Annotated in this window: 20 protein-coding genes; 13 read left to right on the top strand and 7 right to left on the bottom strand. The window is 29.4% G+C overall.

What is annotated here, in order from left to right; translation table 11 throughout:
• The first annotated feature begins 78 nt into the window (after positions 1-78).
• The 4 genes from Q0958_RS04595 (at position 79) to Q0958_RS04580 (ending at position 4,326) form a co-directional block, all read left to right on the top strand.
• Positions 79-474 (top strand): DUF4345 domain-containing protein, encoded by a 396-nt coding sequence (locus Q0958_RS04595; RefSeq protein ID WP_299120266.1) that lies wholly within the window; start codon positions 79-81, stop codon positions 472-474.
• Between the two features lie 11 nt (positions 475-485).
• Positions 486-1,076 (top strand): SRPBCC family protein, encoded by a 591-nt coding sequence (locus tag Q0958_RS04590; protein ID WP_299120263.1) that lies wholly within the window; start codon positions 486-488, stop codon positions 1,074-1,076.
• Positions 1,076-2,005 (top strand): SDR family NAD(P)-dependent oxidoreductase, encoded by a 930-nt coding sequence (locus tag Q0958_RS04585; protein WP_299120261.1) that lies wholly within the window; start codon positions 1,076-1,078, stop codon positions 2,003-2,005. Before Q0958_RS04590 ends, Q0958_RS04585 begins: the two co-directional genes overlap by 1 nt.
• 320 nt (positions 2,006-2,325) lie before the next feature.
• On the top strand, positions 2,326-4,326 hold the full coding sequence (locus Q0958_RS04580) for an LTA synthase family protein (RefSeq protein WP_299120259.1): 2,001 nt from the start codon (positions 2,326-2,328) through the stop codon (positions 4,324-4,326).
• Here the strand turns inward: Q0958_RS04580 and Q0958_RS04575 are convergent.
• The 5 genes from Q0958_RS04575 to Q0958_RS04555 all read right to left on the bottom strand — a co-directional run bounded on the left by Q0958_RS04575 (position 4,323) and on the right by Q0958_RS04555 (position 8,319).
• Positions 4,323-4,883 (bottom strand): phosphatase PAP2 family protein, encoded by a 561-nt coding sequence (locus tag Q0958_RS04575; protein WP_299120256.1) that lies wholly within the window; start codon positions 4,881-4,883, stop codon positions 4,323-4,325. The two genes, Q0958_RS04580 and Q0958_RS04575, sit on opposite strands and share 4 nt — an antisense overlap.
• Before the next feature lie 2 nt (positions 4,884-4,885).
• A complete protein-coding gene (locus tag Q0958_RS04570; protein ID WP_299120253.1) occupies positions 4,886-5,932 on the bottom strand; it encodes a peptidylprolyl isomerase in 1,047 nt (348 codons plus the stop codon).
• 91 nt (positions 5,933-6,023) lie between these two features.
• The gene (locus tag Q0958_RS04565) at positions 6,024-6,764 is read right to left on the bottom strand and encodes an FKBP-type peptidyl-prolyl cis-trans isomerase (protein WP_299120251.1); all 741 of its coding nucleotides are present in this window, start codon (positions 6,762-6,764) and stop codon (positions 6,024-6,026) included.
• A gap of 3 nt (positions 6,765-6,767) precedes the next feature.
• Positions 6,768-7,301 carry a gliding motility-associated peptidyl-prolyl isomerase GldI gene (gene gldI, locus Q0958_RS04560; protein WP_299120249.1) on the bottom strand — a complete coding sequence of 178 codons (534 nt, stop codon included), beginning with the start codon at positions 7,299-7,301 and terminating at the stop codon, positions 6,768-6,770.
• Positions 7,291-8,319: a bifunctional oligoribonuclease/PAP phosphatase NrnA gene (locus tag Q0958_RS04555; protein WP_299120246.1), complete on the bottom strand. Its 1,029-nt coding sequence runs from the start codon at positions 8,317-8,319 to the stop codon at positions 7,291-7,293. Before Q0958_RS04555 ends, gldI begins: the two co-directional genes overlap by 11 nt.
• A 108-nt stretch (positions 8,320-8,427) precedes the next feature.
• Between Q0958_RS04555 and Q0958_RS04550 the strand changes: the two genes are divergently transcribed.
• The gene (locus tag Q0958_RS04550) at positions 8,428-8,847 is read left to right on the top strand and encodes a nucleoside-diphosphate kinase (protein ID WP_086030695.1); all 420 of its coding nucleotides are present in this window, start codon (positions 8,428-8,430) and stop codon (positions 8,845-8,847) included.
• Positions 8,848-8,960: 113 nt separating this feature from the next.
• On the opposite strand, the gene Q0958_RS04545 is transcribed toward Q0958_RS04550, so the two are convergent.
• Together Q0958_RS04545 and Q0958_RS04540 are read right to left on the bottom strand one after the other, a co-directional pair.
• Positions 8,961-9,257: a DUF721 domain-containing protein gene (locus Q0958_RS04545; RefSeq protein ID WP_150899075.1), complete on the bottom strand. Its 297-nt coding sequence runs from the start codon at positions 9,255-9,257 to the stop codon at positions 8,961-8,963.
• A 68-nt stretch (positions 9,258-9,325) separates the two neighbouring features.
• The gene (locus tag Q0958_RS04540; RefSeq protein ID WP_235273932.1) at positions 9,326-10,405 is read right to left on the bottom strand and encodes a DNA replication/repair protein RecF; all 1,080 of its coding nucleotides are present in this window, start codon (positions 10,403-10,405) and stop codon (positions 9,326-9,328) included.
• 116 nt (positions 10,406-10,521) lie between these two features.
• On the opposite strand from Q0958_RS04540, the gene Q0958_RS04535 reads away from it, so the two are divergent.
• The 8 genes from Q0958_RS04535 to Q0958_RS04500 all read left to right on the top strand — a co-directional run bounded on the left by Q0958_RS04535 (position 10,522) and on the right by Q0958_RS04500 (position 18,004).
• The gene (locus Q0958_RS04535) at positions 10,522-11,307 is read left to right on the top strand and encodes a tetratricopeptide repeat protein (protein WP_299120228.1); all 786 of its coding nucleotides are present in this window, start codon (positions 10,522-10,524) and stop codon (positions 11,305-11,307) included.
• Entirely contained in the window at positions 11,307-11,813 is a 507-nt protein-coding gene (gene ribH, locus Q0958_RS04530; RefSeq protein ID WP_299120225.1) for a 6,7-dimethyl-8-ribityllumazine synthase, read from the top strand. The genes Q0958_RS04535 and ribH overlap by 1 nt, the downstream gene beginning before the upstream one ends.
• Before the next feature lie 178 nt (positions 11,814-11,991).
• On the top strand, positions 11,992-12,276 hold the full coding sequence (locus tag Q0958_RS04525) for a riboflavin synthase subunit beta (protein ID WP_299120222.1): 285 nt from the start codon (positions 11,992-11,994) through the stop codon (positions 12,274-12,276).
• Positions 12,276-14,144, top strand: a complete 1,869-nt coding sequence (gene mutL, locus Q0958_RS04520) for a DNA mismatch repair endonuclease MutL (RefSeq protein ID WP_299120220.1) — start codon at positions 12,276-12,278, stop codon at positions 14,142-14,144. The genes Q0958_RS04525 and mutL overlap by 1 nt, the downstream gene beginning before the upstream one ends.
• Positions 14,145-14,150: 6 nt before the next feature.
• Positions 14,151-14,876 (top strand): rhomboid family intramembrane serine protease, encoded by a 726-nt coding sequence (locus tag Q0958_RS04515; protein WP_299120218.1) that lies wholly within the window; start codon positions 14,151-14,153, stop codon positions 14,874-14,876.
• Positions 14,877-14,920: 44 nt separating this feature from the next.
• Complete coding sequence (locus tag Q0958_RS04510) at positions 14,921-15,787, top strand: rhomboid family intramembrane serine protease (protein WP_299120216.1); 867 nt, start codon at positions 14,921-14,923, stop codon at positions 15,785-15,787.
• Positions 15,788-16,801 (top strand): endonuclease/exonuclease/phosphatase family protein, encoded by a 1,014-nt coding sequence (locus tag Q0958_RS04505; RefSeq protein WP_299120214.1) that lies wholly within the window; start codon positions 15,788-15,790, stop codon positions 16,799-16,801.
• A gap of 63 nt (positions 16,802-16,864) precedes the next feature.
• Positions 16,865-18,004, top strand: a complete 1,140-nt coding sequence (locus Q0958_RS04500; protein WP_299120212.1) for a geranylgeranyl reductase family protein — start codon at positions 16,865-16,867, stop codon at positions 18,002-18,004.
• Positions 18,005-18,017 lie beyond the last annotated feature (13 nt).

The following is an 18,017-nucleotide window of genomic DNA, read 5'->3' as shown; positions in this document are numbered from 1 at the left end:
ATGTCTTTGAACTAAAACGAGATAACAAAACTCTCCCTTTACATGACCTTTGTTCTAAACAACAAAAAGAACAATATCATGGAAAATTCGAAAGTATTAAAACTATTTTTAATCATCTCTGGATTATTATTAACTTTTATAGGAGGAGCTACTCTTTTTGCTCCTGTGGCTATGAAAGCAAGTGCAGGGATAGATATCTCTCAAAGTACAAGTATAATAAATGACGTTAGAGCATCCAGTGCATTAATTCTTGCAGTTGCCTTAATAACTATTCTAGGTGTATTTATTAGAAAATTAACCTTCACCTCTACCCTTATATCATTTACATTATTTCTTTCTCTTGGAATTGGAAGAGCTATTAGTATTCTTATAGATGGTTTCCCTGTTGATGGATTAGTTAAAGCCACTGGTTTAGAATTCGTTTTGGGAATTATTGGTCTAATTCTTTTCAACATTTATAGAGAAAAATATTAAACATTAACCTTATGAAAACAATATTTAAAACATTATCACTAGTACTAGTAATGATAACTGGTCAAAGTGTATTTGCTCAAAAAACTGACAAAAAAACGATCTCTTTTTCTGTAGAAAGAAACATAAATGCCTCAGCAGAAAGAGTATGGAAAGTTGTGGGAGAAGACTTTGGAGCTATAGCCAACTCTCACCCCAAAATAGTAAGCTCTAACTATAACCAAGGTCATATTACTGGTGGAGAAAATGCTTCGAGAAGATGTAATTTTAATGAAGCTGGGACAAAATTCTTAGAAGAAAAACAAATAAGTTTTGACGCTAAAAATTACACTTTCAAAGTACTAATATCACAAACAGGAGGAATTCCTTTAAACAACGAATATAGCTACGGAATTTACAAAGTAACACCTGTTACAGACAGCTCATCTATATTAAAAATGACGATGGTTATAAGAACCAAACCCGCTTTTCTAGGATGGTTTGCTAAAGGAAAATTTAAACGAGATATCGCAGATTATTTATTAGCTGTAGAACATCATGTTCTTACTGGCGAGAATGTAAACAAAGAAAACTTTAAAAGAATTAAGAAAAAATATACCGAATAATGAAAACAAATAAAATTATAATGATTACTGGTGCCAATACTGGTATTGGTAAAGATACAGCAAGACAACTAGCACTAATAAAAGATACAGAAAAAATATACTTAGCTTGTAGAAACAAAGCAAAAGCAGAAGCTGCAAAAATATCTTTAGAAAAAGTAACAGGAAGATTCATTTTTGAAATTTTAATAATGGATGTATCAAGCCCAGATTCAGTTAAAAAGGCCGTTTCTCAATTAAACGAACCTATAGATGCACTAATTATGAATGCTGGTGGTATTGGAGGAAAAACTCCAGAAAAACTTACCAAAGAAGGAGTTACTACTATTACTGCTAGTAATCTTTTAGGACATGTTGTTTTATTAGATGAATTACTAAAAGAAAACAAACTAAACAATGTTGCCTTATATGCTAGCTCGGAAGCAGCAAGAGGTATTAAACAAACTGGAATGAAGCGCCCTAACTTAACAACTTCATCTATAGATGAATTTATTAAAGTTTTTGACGGTTCTTACTTTGGAAACAACTTTGACCCTATGCAAGTATATGGAGTGATAAAGTATGGAGGGACTTTGTGGATGTCGGCAATGGCAAGGAAATACCCAGAAATTAAATTTATTAGCATGAGTCCAGGAGGTACTAGAGGAACTGATGGAATGAACGATCTTCCTTTTGTTAAACGTATTTTATTTAAGTATGTTGGGATGCCTATTTTTATGCCACTACTAGGCTTATCTCATAGTTTAGAAAAAGGTGCTAAACGATTTGTTGACGGTATCAATAATGAAAATTTAAAAAATGGTGTTTTTTATGCAAGCAAAGAAAATGTTCTTACTGGTTCGGTAGTAGATCAAAGTGACATTTTCCCAGATTTAACAAACATAACCTATCAAAACAATGCCTATAAAGCAATTCATAGCTTTGTCAATTAAATAACTAATATTTATCTCTTATCAATTCAAAAAGATAGCTCACAAAAGAGTTATCTTTTCTTTGTTATAGACAACTGAACAATCGCCAAAAACTTTATACTTTCTTTAACGCTAAGAACAATATATCTACAATACATTTGTTAAGTATTTATATAATAGAGTAAAAATTAATAATAGGATTTTTGGGACCTGTTATTAAAGCAAAAAGAATTCTGATTTTAAGAGTTCTTTTTTTTTGACCATAAAGTATTTATTATAAAATAACTATGATAAGTGCTTTTAAAATTAAATATCTTTGTCATTTATAAATTAATATAAGAATGCTAAAAAGAATTCCGAATTACATTAAGTTCCTTTTCACAAATACTTTTTTTTTACTTTTATACATCTTTGCTTTCAGAGTAATCTTTTTTTATTTTTTTACAGATTTAAGTAAAGCTGATTCTTCAGAAATATATAAAGCATTTTCATTAGGGTTACGATTTGATATTAAATTAGCTTCAATCAGTTTTCTACCTTTAGCAATCTTACTTTTCATTGTAAATTATCGTTTTTTCAAACATCGATTTTACAAAGTTTTTAGCACAATTTATATAGTAGCGACCTACTTAATTATCACTTTATTTCACTTATTTGATTTTGGTTATTACGATTATTTAAACATTCGTTTAGATGCTGCTTCATTACGATTTTTAAGTAATTTAAAAATATCTACACAAGTTCTTTTTGAGAGCTATCCTGTATTTAAAGGATTATTTGCTTTTATTATACTTACCTACATACTTTACAAATTCTCTAAATGGATATACAATACATTTAAAACTAACAATGAGGTTAGTTCTAAAAAGAAAAAAGCTTTTTTTATTATTGTCCCTTTATTATTATTTGCCTTTGGAATTTATAATAGTTTTACGCATTACCCACTACGTTGGAGTCAAGCTTTCTTTTCAAAAAATACCGCTGTAAACCAATTTTCGTTAAATCCAGTTTTATATTTTTTTGATAGCTTTAAGTTTAGAAATGAAGGATTTGATATTGAAAAAGCAAAAAAGTACTATCCATCAATCGCTAAAGAATTAAACTTACCTAAAAAAGAATTGTCTTTTAAAAGAGTAAACTCTAAAAAAGATACAATTATAGGTAAACCTAATGTAGTAATTGTTATGTTAGAATCTCTAGGAGTTGTTCCAATGAGCTATTATGGAAACCCAATAAATACAACTCCTAAAATAGATAGTTTAATAAACAAAAGTGTTAGTTTTTCTAACTTTTATGTTCATAAATCTGGAACAGCTGCGAGTGTATTTGCTAGTATTACTGGTTTACCTGACATAGATGGAATTAGAACAGCTTCAAGAAATCCAAGAATTATTAATCAGCGAATCATTTTTGATCAATTTAAAGGCTACGAAAAACTATATTTCTTAGGTGGGAGTGCTAACTGGGCAAACATTAGAGGAGTTTTCCAATCAAATATAAACGGTTTAAAAATTTTTGAAGAAGGTAGTTTTAGAACAGAAAAAAGAGCTGATGTTTGGGGAATTGATGATTATGAACTTTTTAAAGAATCAGATATTGAACTTAGAGAGTTACATCAAGAAAATAAGCCATTTATAGCTTATATACAGACAGCTACAAACCATATGCCTTTTACAGTTCCAGATAAACAAGAAAGCTACAAACCTTTAAAAGAAAATGAAATAACTCCTTCTTTACTTAAAAAAGCTGGTTTTGATGGTATTAAACGTCTAAACGCATTACGCTATTTAGACTTTAATGTAGATAGATTTTTAAAACGTGCTAAAGAATCTGGATATTATGACAATACTATTTTTATGTTTTTTGGTGATCACAATACTTCTATGAGTTATGTTAATGAATTTAAAGATTTATACGACTATCAATTAAACTTACATAATGTGCCATTTTTTATACATGCGCCAAAATATATTAAACCTACTACAATTAAGAAATACACTAATTTAATAGACCTATTACCTACTGCTGCTGGTTTAGCTAATATTGATTATACGAACTATACACTAGGTAGTGATGCTTTAAATAAAAATAGCAATGCTAATTTTGCCTTTTTATATCAAAAAATTAAAGGAGAGCCAGCTGTAACTGTTCTAAAAGACTCTCTCCTGTATTCTAAAGCTGTTTTGAGCGATTACAATCATTTATACAATATGAATGATAAGAGTAATACTAAAGTAGATATCAAAAAAAACTATCCAAATTTATATCAAAAAATGGATAGTTTAACAAATGCGGTTTACCATAGTACAAAGTACTTGTACTACAATAACAAAAAAGATTAATTAAATATTTTTCTATTTAAATATTGATATAAATGGTATGATAAGAAACCTATTATTGTACCATTTATAAATCCACATAGTATATCTGTTGGAAAATGTACTCCTAAGTATAGCCTACTATAAGCAAAAATTAAAGGAAAAAGAACCAAATACTTAATGTAACCTGTATATTCCTTTAACAACATAATAATAAAAACAGTAACTACAGTCGATGTTGTAGCATGACCAGAAGTAAAACTATAACTCTGAGGGCTTATTAACGTTCTCAATACATCTTTAATCTCAGGATCGTTATTAGGTCTTAACCTTTCAAAAACACCTCTAATTAAATTAGTAAATTGATCAGAAAAAGTAACCAATAGCGCTATAAAAACAACGGTAAATAACCCTTTCTTTACTCCCAAATATTTAAACACTAAAACAAGTATAAGAATAAACAAAGGAATCCATGAGAATTGATTAGTTATAAACAACCAAAATCCATCCCATTGTTCACTTCCTAAGCTATTTAAAAAAATTAAAAGCTCTTTATCTTTTTGAATAATACTATCTAACAAAACTATTTACCTACTTTTAATACTTCTATTTCAAAAATTAAATCAGACTTTGAAGGAATTGGTCCTAAACTTCTCTCTCCATAACCTAGATAATATGGTATAAAGAGCCTTTTCTTATCTCCTTCTTTCATTCCTTTTACTCCTTCTTTCCATCCTGCAATTAATGGTAAGTTTGGATCATCAATCGTAAAAGTAAATGGAGTTCCTTTATCTAAACTAGAATCTATTTTTTTTCCATTCTGTAAATACAATGTATAATGTACTGTTGTTGGTATTGCTGGATTAACCTTCTTTCCATTACCTTTTTGTAATTCTAAAACCTTTAGTCCTGAATCGGTTGTTTTCGATTTAAAAAATCCCTTTTCTTCTAAAAATTTTCTTTTCTTTTCTTCTAAAGCCTTTTTTCTTTCTTCCTTTCTAAGATTAATATTTGCTATTTCTCTTTCGAAAACAACAGGAGCATCAAATTTCTTTGCTTCTTTCCCTACTCTAATGATTTCTACTTTATTAATATAATCATCTTGTTTAATCGTATCTACGATGTTTTGACCTATTTTAACAATACCAAACACCGTATGCTTTCCATTTAACCAAGGTGTTTCTTTATGTGTAATAAAAAACTGACTTGAATTAGATGCTGGTCCAGAATTAGCCATAGACAATACCCCAGGGCCGTCGTGTTTATATATTAGTTTAGCTTCTTCATCTAAAGGGAATTCATCTTCAAACTTATATCCAGCATTACCCGATCCAGTTCCTGTAATATCACCTCCTTGAATCATAAAATCTTTAATTACTCTATGAAATCTTGTTCCATCGTAATATGGTTTTCCTTTTAAAGAATCTGTCATTTTAGGATTACTTCCTTCGGCCAACGAGACAAAGTTTGCAACAGTCATAGGAACCTCCTTGTCATGTAGTTTTATTAAAATATCACCACGGTTGGTTTGAATATCTGCGTAAAGTCCGTTTTCTAAATCGGGATATTTAACTGATTTACAAGCTGAAAATAACAAAGCAGCTCCTATTAAAATTTTAAATAACTTCATTTATTATATTTTAAGTTTCTCTTATAAACAATCAATTAGGTTAGCATTAAATACTAACCTAATTGATTTTCATTTATTTATATTTTTATGATTACTTAACTTCAAGTAATTCTACTTCAAAAACTAATGGAGAAAAAGGCTTAATTTTAGCACCTCTTTGTTGTGCTCCATAAGCTAATTCTTGAGGAATAAAGAATTTATACTTAGCTCCTGGTTTCATTAATTGTAAACCTTCAGTCCAACCTTTTATAACTTGACCAACTCCAAATTCACTTGGCTGACCTCTATCTACAGAACTATCAAATACAGTTCCATCTGCTAAAGTACCATGGTAATGTACCTTTACTCGTGAAGTTGCTTTTGGTGCCTCTCCTTTCCCTTCTTTTAAAACAATATATTGTAAACCACTTTCAGTAGTTTTTACACCTTCTTTTGTTTTATTTTCAGCAATGAATTTTTCTCCTTCTTTTTTGTACTCACCAAACTCTTTTTCAGCTTTCTTAGCCTGTTCTTCTTGCTGTTTTTTCATTTTTTCTAATTGTTTTTTCTGAAAAAATGTTCTTAAAACAAGATTAATGTCTTTGGTTTCTAATAACAAGTTAGTAGAATCCATACCATTTTTATACCCTTGCATAAATAAATCTTGATTAATCTCTTTAATATTAGATTTAATTTTGTTAGCCATATCTAACCCTATAGCATAACTTACTGAATCTAATTCTGAATCTAATGAAGTACTTGACTTAAATTGACCGTTACTATTATTAGTATTATTACAAGATACAATTGATAAACCTATAACTGTAGCTGCTAAAATTTTGGTTAATTTCATTTTTTATTTATTTGATTTTATTTCGATTAACGTTACTGTGCTTATGATTGGCTGATTCACCGCAATCTTATTTCCATCACCTGTAACTCCAAAAGCACTATAAGATGGAATCACAAATGTAATAGTTTCTCCTTTCTTCATCAACTTTATTCCTTCTTGTAATGCTGGAATAAAATCTTCTTTATCTACTTTATAACTTTTTTCTTGCTTTTCATATATCGTATTACCGTTTAAATCGGTAACATCATAGGATATAAGAACTAAATCTTCTAAAACTGGTGTAACAGAATTAACTGAATCTTTATTCTTATAAGTATACCAAAAACCTAAAGGTGAGGTTTCATATTTTGTAATAGTATCTTTTGAAATCCAGTTTTCTAGATATTTTTTTTCTAAAGCATTTAACTTTTTATTCTTTTCTAGAACTTCTTTATAAAAATTTTCTGTCCTTTGTTTTTTTGGTCTTCTTGCTTCTGTTTGTTTACAAGAAACCATAACTACAATTACTAAAAGAAAAAAAATAGCTTTAAATTTCATAAGACATCTCTAATTCATTTTTATATTTAGGTAACAACGCTGTAAACTTAGAAATAGTACTTTCCATAGATTCTAAACTTTTACCTCCTGCTGCATTATCATGTCCTCCTCCATTAAAGTAATTTCTAGCAAATTGATTTACAGAGAATTTACCTTTGCTTCGAAGTGACATTTTAATTATTCCTTGTTCTTTATCTTCAATAAAAATTGCTGCAAACACAATTCCCTTCAAAGATAAAGCATAATTTACAACTCCTTCTGTATCACCTTTTTCATAACTAAAACGCTTTTTTTCTTCTTCTGATAAAGTTATATAAGCTGTTTTGTATTCTGGTAATACTTTCATATTGCTCAATGCCTGACCTAACAATAATAACCTATTGTAAGAATTTGCATCATGAACATTACTATGAATTTTATCGTTTTCTGCTCCTTTATCAATCAAATCGGCAATAATACGATGTGTAGTGCTAGTAGTCGATCTAAATCTGAAAGAACCAGTATCTGTCATTATTCCAGTATACAAACAAGTTGCAATATTCTTATCAATCATATCAACATCTCCCATCATCTCAATAAAATTGTAGACCATTTGACAAGTTGAAGACATTGTTGTGTCTGAATACATATATTCAAAATCATCTGGTTGTTGATGATGATCTATTAATGCAAAATTATTTTCATACTTCTCTAAAGTATTCTTCATATCATCACCCACTCTATGCAATGCATTAAAATCTAATAAAAATATGATTTCAGATTTCCCTAGAGCTTTTACACTTTGAGTATTTTGACGATCAAAACGTTTTACTGTTTCCGAACCAGGAATCCAGTGTAAAAAATCTGGATACTCATTTGGCATTAATACTTGAGTGGTATGTCCTTTTTTATCAAAATAATGTTTCAATCCTAAAGTAGATCCAACGGCATCTCCATCTGGATTTCTGTGACCTATAATTACAATATTTTTAGGTTCTGATAAAAATTCCTGTAGTTCTTTAAAGTGTTTTAAAATCATAAGTGGCGAAGATACAATTAAATTAAAAAATTTATGTAATTTCGCGGCGATTTGTGCGAAGCTCGCACTTACAAATTTTATTTACTTTATTTATAGAAACTTATAATAATGGCAACAAATAGAACTTTTACAATGATTAAACCAGATGCTGTTGAAAACGGACATACTGGTGCAATTTTAGAAAAAATTAACGCTGCAGGTTTTAGAATCGTAGCAATGAAGAAAACTCAAATGACTAAGCGTGATGCTGAAACTTTTTATGCTATTCACAGCGAGCGTCCATTCTTTGGTGAATTAGTTGAGTTCATGACTCGTGGTCCAATCATTTCTGCTATCTTAGAAAAAGATAACGCAGTTGAAGACTTCAGAACTTTAATTGGAGCTACTAACCCTGCTGAAGCAGCTGAAGGAACTATCCGTAAAATGTTTGCTACTTCTATTGGAGAGAATGCAGTACACGGTTCTGATTCTGATGAAAATGCAGCTATAGAAGGTGCTTTCCATTTTTCTGGTAGAGAAATGTTCTAAGAAACTTCTTTTAGATATATTAAAAAACTCGTTACGTAACTGTAACGAGTTTTTTATTTATAATACTTTAGTTATAATATCTACATTATCGAAAATAAAAAGCTACTTTCTTATTAAACCAACATTAATTTCTTTACTAAGTCTTCTCCCATTTCTTCATTAATCATACGTACAATTTTCTCCTTTCCGTAACTTAACTCTTCTCGCAATACAGAAGATGATAAACAAACAACCAAGGTTCCATTTTGCAATTTAACTTCAGTTGTATAAGAAGCAACACCAGCTCCCATTAATTTTTCCCAAGCTTCTTCAATATGAATTTTTTGAAATCCTTTGTTCAACTTGCTATCTTTAATGTAAGTACCTAATAAATCTTTTATTGAAAAGCTATCGCTCTCTCTCTTTGTCATTTTACCCTTCTGTTATTTTGTATTTTAGATTAAATATTAATATAAAAGTTATTTGCTTAACTTTCTTATTATAATTTAAAAATCTGATATTCTTGATTACTTTGTTTAATTACATTTTCTGTACGTTCAAAATGCGTATCGGTAATAAATATTTGTCCAAATTCATCATTATTTACCAATCCTACAATATGCGCTACCCTATTTTCATCTAACTTATCGAAAATATCATCTAATAATAAAATTGGTGTAACATTAGACTGCTTTTTGATAAATTCAAATTGTGCTAATTTTAACGCTATTAAATATGATTTCTGCTGTCCTTGAGAACCAAATTTTTTAATTGGATGATCTCCTATCTCAAAATTTAAATCGTCTTTATGAATTCCCGTTGAAGTATACTGTAACATTCTATCTTTCTCTAAACTCTGAACAAGCAAATCAGACAAACTTACATCATGCAACTGGCTTTTGTAACGTAAATTCACTTCTTCTTTAGCTCCAGAAATAACTTTATGTTTTTCATTAAAAATAGGAACAAATTCTTCTAAAAAAGCTTTTCTCTTAGAATATATAACGCTACCATACTCAACTAATTGCTCATCATATACCTTTAAATTTAAAGCATCGAAAGTTCTATTTGCTGCAAAATACTTTAGTAAAGCATTTCGCTGACTTATAGTTTTGTTATACGAAATTAAAGTTTGTAAATATTTTTTGTCTTGCTGAGAAATTACCCCATCTATAAATTTTCTACGTGTATCACTACCTTCAACAATTAAATCTCTATCAGCCGGAGAAATAATAACCAAAGGTAATTGACCAATATGTTCAGAAAACTTATCGTATGCTTTTCCGTTACGTTTTAATACTTTTTTTTGCCCTCTTTTTAAAGAGCAAATAATTTTTTCATTTCTATCATTCAGCATATAATCTCCTTCAATCATAAAAAAGTCTTGACCATGTCTAATATTCTGGCCAGCGATAGAATTGAAGTAGCTTTTTGCAAATGAGAGATAGTAAATTGCATCTAAAACATTGGTTTTTCCAATACCATTATTACCTACAAAACAATTTATTTTCTTTTGAAAATCAAAAGTTTGAGTTTCAATATTCTTAAAATTTACTAAAGATATTTTTTGCAAATACATGTAATGATTGTTATTATCGGAAAAGAAAGCGCAAATTATTGAAAATTTTACGAAAAATCGGCTTTTAAAATTCAATTAAAAAAACTATTTTTGTCGCCACTAATTTTTAAGCAATTATGGCTACATACAAGAAAAGAGGTTATAAACCTAAGAAAGAAAAGGTTGTACAAGAAGTAGAAGAAAATTTTGATGAATCGCAAAGTACTACAGCAGAAGTATTTAACACTTTAGACGAAACTGCGAACAAATCAGAACAATGGATTGAAAAAAATAGCAAACCATTATTTTACGGATTGGTAACTGTTGCAGCTTTAATCTTAATTTATTTAGGTTATAATAAATTTATAGCTGAACCTACTGAAAGAGATGCTTCTAATAACTTAGCTTATCCAAGAGCTTTATTTGAAAAAGCAAGCACTTCAGCTGGTATTAAAGCTGATTCTTTATACAACTTATCTTTAGTTGGAGGAGTTGATGGTAAATACGGATTTACTGATATTGCTTCTATGTATAGCGGTACTAAAGCTGGAAACTTAGCAAATTACTATGCAGGTATTTCTTATTTAAAAATGAAGAAATATGATAAAGCAATTGAGTATTTAAGTGACTTTAGTTCTGATGACGAATTATTAGGACCAACTGCTTTAGGAGCTATTGGTGATGCTTTTGCAGATATTAACCAACCTAAAGATGCTTTAGAATACTACGAAAAAGCAGCTAATAAAAAAGACAACCAATTTACATCTCCTTTATTCTTATTTAAAGCAGCACAAATTGCAATGGAATTAAAAGAGTATAGTAAAGCTGAAAAATTATATACAACCATTAAAGAAAAATACGCTAACTCTGACCAAGGTAGAGATATTGAAAAATATATTAATAGCGCAAAATACGCTCAATAATGGCAACAACAAATTTATCTTATTACGATAAAGCTTCAATCCCAAATGCGAAATCTTTTCGATTTGGGATTGTTGTTTCAGAATGGAATCCTGAAATAACAGGAAACATGCACAAAGGTGCAATAGAAACTTTAATAGACTGTGGAGCTGACAAAGAAAATATTGTTTCTTGGGATGTACCAGGTAGTTTCGAATTAGTTTACGGATGTAAAAAAATGATTGAAACTCAAAAAGTCGATGCTATTATTGCTATTGGAAATGTGATTCAAGGAGAAACTAAACATTTCGATTTTGTTTGTGATGGTGTTACGCAAGGAATTGTAGATTTAAACATTAAATATGATGTTCCTGTAATTTTCTGTGTTTTAACAGACAATACTAAGCAACAATCTATAGACCGTTCTGGAGGAAAACTAGGAAACAAAGGTATTGAATGTGCTGTAGCAGCTGTTAAAATGGCAGCTATTAAAAACTTAGATAGAAAACAAAATACTTTAGGTTTTTAAAACACTTTCTTTTAAAACTTACAATACAAAAAAGAGCCAATACAGTAAAAGTATTGGCTCTTTTTAACTTTAATTTATCTATAAATTTTGACCACCTCTCTTTAATTCAGTAACTTTGATTTTCGTCTTAATTTGGTGTGGTTTTTGCTACACTAGATATTCTAAAGAAGCATTATTTATGGGATTTATTAAAAAAGAAAATAAAAAATTCGAATACAAGCCTCGCTATTATAAAGGCGATGGAAATCCATATGAAGTAAAACATAAATTTGATGAATTTCGCTCTACCGTTGGTAAGAAAAAAGGCTTAAAAAAGAAATTCAATCAGGCTTTAGAAGAATTTAAGAGCTCTGAATATGGAGGTTTTAACAAAACAATAGTAATCATTATCATTATTTTAGTATTGATATTTTTATTTATCATCGATTTTGATCTTTCAATCTTTTTATCAAAAAACAACTAATGTCAGATATTATTCAATTACTTCCCGATCATGTTGCAAATCAAATTGCTGCAGGTGAAGTAGTACAACGCCCAGCTTCTGTAGTAAAAGAATTGATAGAAAACTCTATCGATGCTGGTGCAACTTCTATTAAATTATTATTAAAAGATGCTGGAAAAACTTTAATTCAAGTTATTGACAATGGAAAAGGTATGAGCGCTACTGATGCTCGTTTAAGCTTTGAACGTCATGCTACTTCTAAAATTAAAGATGCACAAGATTTATTTAATTTAAATACAAAAGGGTTTCGTGGTGAGGCATTAGCTTCTATTGCTGCCATTGCTCATGTAGAGTTAAAAACCAAACAAGAAGATGAAGAATTAGGAACACAAATAAAAATTGAGGGAAGTAAAATAACTTCTCAAGATGCTGTTTCTACTTCAAAAGGAACGAGTTTAGCTGTTAAAAATTTATTTTACAATATTCCAGCACGTAGAAACTTTTTAAAATCTGATGCTATTGAAACTCGTCATATCGTTGATGAATTTCAAAGGGTAGCCTTAGCACATCCTGATATTTCATTTTTATTGCATCATAACAACAATGAAATATATCATTTAAAAAAGAGCAACTTACGTAAGAGAATTGTAGCTATTTTTGGAAATAAAATGAATGAAAAGTTAGTTCCTATTTCTGAGCAAACTGACATTATTACCATTAGAGGTTTTGTTGCTAAACCTGAATTTGCAAAGAAAAAAAGAGGTGAACAATTCTTTTTTGTAAACAATCGTTTTATTAAAAGTTCTTATTTAAATCACGCTGTAGTAAACGCTTTTGAAGGTTTACTAGAACACGGATCACATCCTTCATATTTCTTATATTTAGAAGTACCTTCTAACAGTATTGATATTAATATTCATCCAACAAAAACAGAAATTAAGTTTGACAACGAAAAAGCTTTATATGCAATTTTACGAGCTACAGTTAAACATAGTTTAGGACAATATAATGTGAGCCCTGTATTGGATTTTGACAGAGATGCTACTTTAGACACTCCATATGATTATAGTAAAAAAAGTACTTCTCCTGCATCTATACCACCAATTACAGTAGACCCAACTTTTAATCCGTTTAAAACAGAAACAAGTTATCAATCTACTCCTACTCCAAGTGTTTCTAGCAACTCTTCTAATGGAAGTGGTTCTATGAGTTATCAATCTAACTTCAAAAAAGACACTGGTAGCTGGGAAGCTTTATATACAGATACAACACCAATAACTTCTGCAAGTCAAGAACAACTTTTTGAAACACAACAAGAAACTGAAACTGGAAAAACTTTTCAAATTCAAAGAAAATATTTGTTGAGTTCTATTAAATCGGGAGTAGTTTTAATCAATCAATCTTTAGCACACCAACGTGTTTTATATGAAGAGTTCTTAGAAAACATTACGGTAAAAGAAGCAAGTAGTCAGCAATTATTATTCCCTGTAAGTATTTCTTTTTCTACATCGGATATTGAAATGCTACAGTCTATAAAATCAGATTTAGAAAGTGCTGGTTTTATGTTTGATGAATTTACAAAAGATAGCGTAGTTATTGCGGGAATACCAACTTCTATAACAGAAAGTCAGATTACCTTAATTTTAGAACAATTATTGGATGATATAAAATTAGAAGTTCCAGATACTAGTTTTAGTCATTTTGACGTTATGGCTAAATCTTTTGCAAAATCATTGGCTATTAAAACAGGAACCATTTTATCAGTTAAAGAACAAGAAAATTTAGTAAACGATTTGTTTTCATGTAAAGAACCTAATACCTCTCCTTTAGGTAAGCCTACATTTAAGACATTGACTTTAAACGAAATTGACACCATTTTTAATAAATAATAAACTATGGGAAGATTAACAGAAGCAATAAAACATTTAATAATCATAAACGTGATTATGTATTTTGCTCCACAATTGTTAAACCTAGATTTAACAAACATACTTGCACTACATTATCCTAAAAATGAGCATTTTGGTATTTGGCAATACGTAACTCATATGTTTATGCATGGTAGTCCAATGCATTTATTATTTAACATGTATGGTTTATGGGCTTTTGGTACTCCTTTAGAACAAATGTGGGGTAGAAATAAGTTTTTATTTTTCTATTTCTCTGCTGGTATCGGAGCAGGAATTATATATACCATAGCTAACTATTATCAATTTAATGGAATATATGAACAATTGATTTCTATGGGTATTTCTCCTTCTGAAATACAAAGCATTTTAGCAGATGGTAGATATAACGACACTTTAATAACACTTTCTAATAAAACTATGAGTGAGTTTTATAGTCTATACCATACACCTGCTGTTGGTGCTTCTGGAGCTGTTTACGGTGTTTTAGTTGCTTTTGGCTTAGCTTTTCCTAATGCTAAATTAGCACTTATATTTTTACCTATTCCTATAGCTGCTAAGTACTTTATTCCAGTAATGATTTTAGGTGATTTATTCTTTGGAGTTACAAAATACTCTATAGGAAATGTTGCTCATTTTGCGCATGTAGGAGGTGCTATCATTGGTTTTTTAATTGCTTGGTATTGGAAAAAAAATCAATTTAAAATTCGTTAAATTTAGTATATTGAATTTCAATTAAGAAAAAGAGTATATAAGCAATGAACATATTAGACAACCTAAAATATCGATTTAAAAATGCTGGTATAGTTGAACAACTTATTTATGTAAATCTAGCTGTATTTTTACTAGTTTTTATAAGTAATACCTTTGGTTTTTTATTTAAGTCTAATAGTAATTTCTTTATAGAATGGTTTGCTTTACCTGCAAATTTTGATGAGTTTTTATCAAAACCTTGGACTATTGTTACTTATGGTTTTTTACATACAAGATTTCTTCATATTCTTTTAAACTTAATAGCCTTATTTTTTATAGGAAACTTATTCAAACAATATTTCACTTCTAAACAATTACTTAATTTTTACTTTTTAGGTACAGTTTTCGGAGGTATTGTTTTCATTAGTAGTTACAATTTTTTTCCTGGACTTCAAAGTGTAGCAAACAATAGTGTATTATTAGGTGCTTCAGCAGGTATTTCTGCTATTTTTATAGGAATTGCAACATACATGCCTAATTATGAAATAAAGTTCCCTTTAATTGGTTTTGTCAAACTATGGATATTAGCTTTTATTTGGGTTGCCATTGATATTATTCAGATTCCTGCAGGAAATGCTGGTGGCCACTTAGCCCATATTGGTGGTGCTATTTTTGGTTTTTTATATGTAAGTAGCGCTAGTAATAAAGAGTTAGATATTTTTAAATCTTTTAGAAGCATTTTCAAGAAGAAAGAGAGACCTTTAAAAACAGTTTATAAATCTGGCAAGAAAACTTCTACTTCTAGATTTTCAAGCAACAAAACAAATAATCAACGTGAGATAGATACTATCCTTGATAAAATAAGTAAATCTGGTTATGATACGTTAACAAAAGAAGAAAAAGAATTTTTATTTAAACAAGGAAAGAAATAAATGAAGAAATATTCTATTTTAAATAAGCTCTTATTTTTTATCAATTCAGTATTAGCGGCTGTTTTGTTATTCTCGTATGCTCTTCCTTTTATATCGCCTAAAGCTATCCCTGCTGTTGCAGTGTTTAGTTTATTTGTTCCTTTATTAGTTATACTAAATCTTTTCTTTTTTGTATACTGGCTTCTTAAACTTCATAAAAATGCTTTATTATCCTTATTAATACTGCTAATAGGATGGTTTGCCTCTCCTCCATTAATTAAGTTTTCTAATAAAGAAATCATCTTAAATAATGATTTAAAAGTAATGAGTTACAATGTACGTCTGTTTAATCATTACAAACACGAGGATGATATTACTACCGAACAACAGATTTACGAATTTATAAATAATGAGAGCCCTGATGTAATAGCAATGCAGGAGTTTTATCAATCTGAATTACTAGATATTAAACTTCCATATAAATACATTAAAACAAAATCTAGAACGAATCAGTTTGGGTTAGCTATTTATTCTAAATACCCTATTGTAAACTCTGGTTCTTTAAACTTTAAAAATAGTGCCAATAATACTATTTTTATTGATGTAGTTAAGAAAAAAGACACCATACGTATTTATAATGTACACTTAGAATCGCTAAAAATAAACCCTAAAAAAGAAAATTTTGGCGAGAAAAACTCAGAGCGTTTATTTAAGCGTTTAGCCAATGGTTTTGAAAAACAAGTAGATCAAACAGAGCTTATTTTACAACACGAATATTCTTGGAAAGGGAAAAAAATTGTTTGTGGTGACTTTAATAATACTGCTTATTCCTGGGTTTACAATAAACTCTCAAAAAACAAAAAAGATGCTTTTATCGCTTCTGGAATTGGTCTCGGAAAATCTTTTCGATACATATACCCTATGCGTATCGATTTTATTTTTACAGATAAAGCGGCAACTATAAATCAATATAAAACTTATAGCGATATAAAACTATCTGACCACTACCCTATTATGACGCGTTTGCACTGGTAATTTATATTGTTTTGTTTAATAAAAACTGTATTTTTACCAATACCATAAACAAATATAAATTCTATGAATCATTACGATGTTGCAGTAATTGGTAGCGGTCCGTCTGGAGCTTCAACAGCATTTCATTTAGCCAAACAAGGCATTTCAACAGTTATTATTGAAAAAGAGACTTTACCTCGCTATAAAACTTGTGGAGGTGGTTTTGTATATAGAGGTAGAAAAGATTTACCTTTTGACATTACTGAAGTAGTAGAAAAAGAGTTTCATACAGTTGATGTTTATTTAGGAAAAAAACTTCATTTTAAAACTCATAGAGAAAAGCCAACTATTTCAATGATAATGCGCGATTCTTTTGATAATTTAATTACTAAAAAAGCAAAAGAATTTGGTGCTACTTTATTAGAAAATCACAAATTAAAAGGCTTGTCTTTTGATAACAATGTGATTACTCTTGAGACTTCTCAAGGAAATTTAACAGCAAATTTTGTAATTGCAGCCGATGGTGCTTTAAGCCCAACAGCTAAGTTAGCCGGATGGAAAGAAGATACACGTAAATTAATTCCTGCTTTAGAATATGAAGTAGAAGTTTCGGAAGAAGATTTTGAACGTTTATCGAAAGAAGTTCGTTTTGATATTGATGCCATTCCCTTTGGATATGCTTGGAGTTTTCCAAAGAAGAATCATTTATCCTTAGGTGTAGCTTCTGCTAGAAGAACTAAAATTAATTTAAAAAAGTTTTACAAAGAATATTTACAAACTTTAGGAATTAATAACATCGTTAGTGAATCTCAGCATGGTTTTCAAATACCTGTAGCTCCTCGTACCGATGGTTTTGTAAAAAACAATGTATTCTTAATAGGTGATGCTGCTGGTTTTGCTGATCCAATTACTGCCGAAGGTATTTCAAATGCTATATACAGTGGTAAGTTAGCTGCGGAGGCCATTAGTGAAAGTAATAAAAATTTTGAATTAGCTGGTAAGCTATATGAAGAGAAATTAGAGAATACATTATTACCAGAAATTAAAACTGGTTTATGGCTTGCTAAATGGTTTTATGAGCAAAAAACAATTCGAAACTTATTATTATCTAAATACGGACAATATTTTAGTGAAGCTATGGCTGATGTTTTTCATGGAGATAGAAGCTATCCTAAAGATGTAAAAGCAAGTATTAAAAAGAAAATTAAAAGTTTAGTTTTTTAAAATCTTTAATACT

Origin of the sequence: uncultured Tenacibaculum sp., assembly GCF_947499065.1 — a bacterium.
Classification (GTDB): Bacteria; Bacteroidota; Bacteroidia; order Flavobacteriales; family Flavobacteriaceae; genus Polaribacter.
Note: the sequence above shows the minus strand (reverse complement) of the source record. Positions and strands in the feature narration are given on the sequence as shown.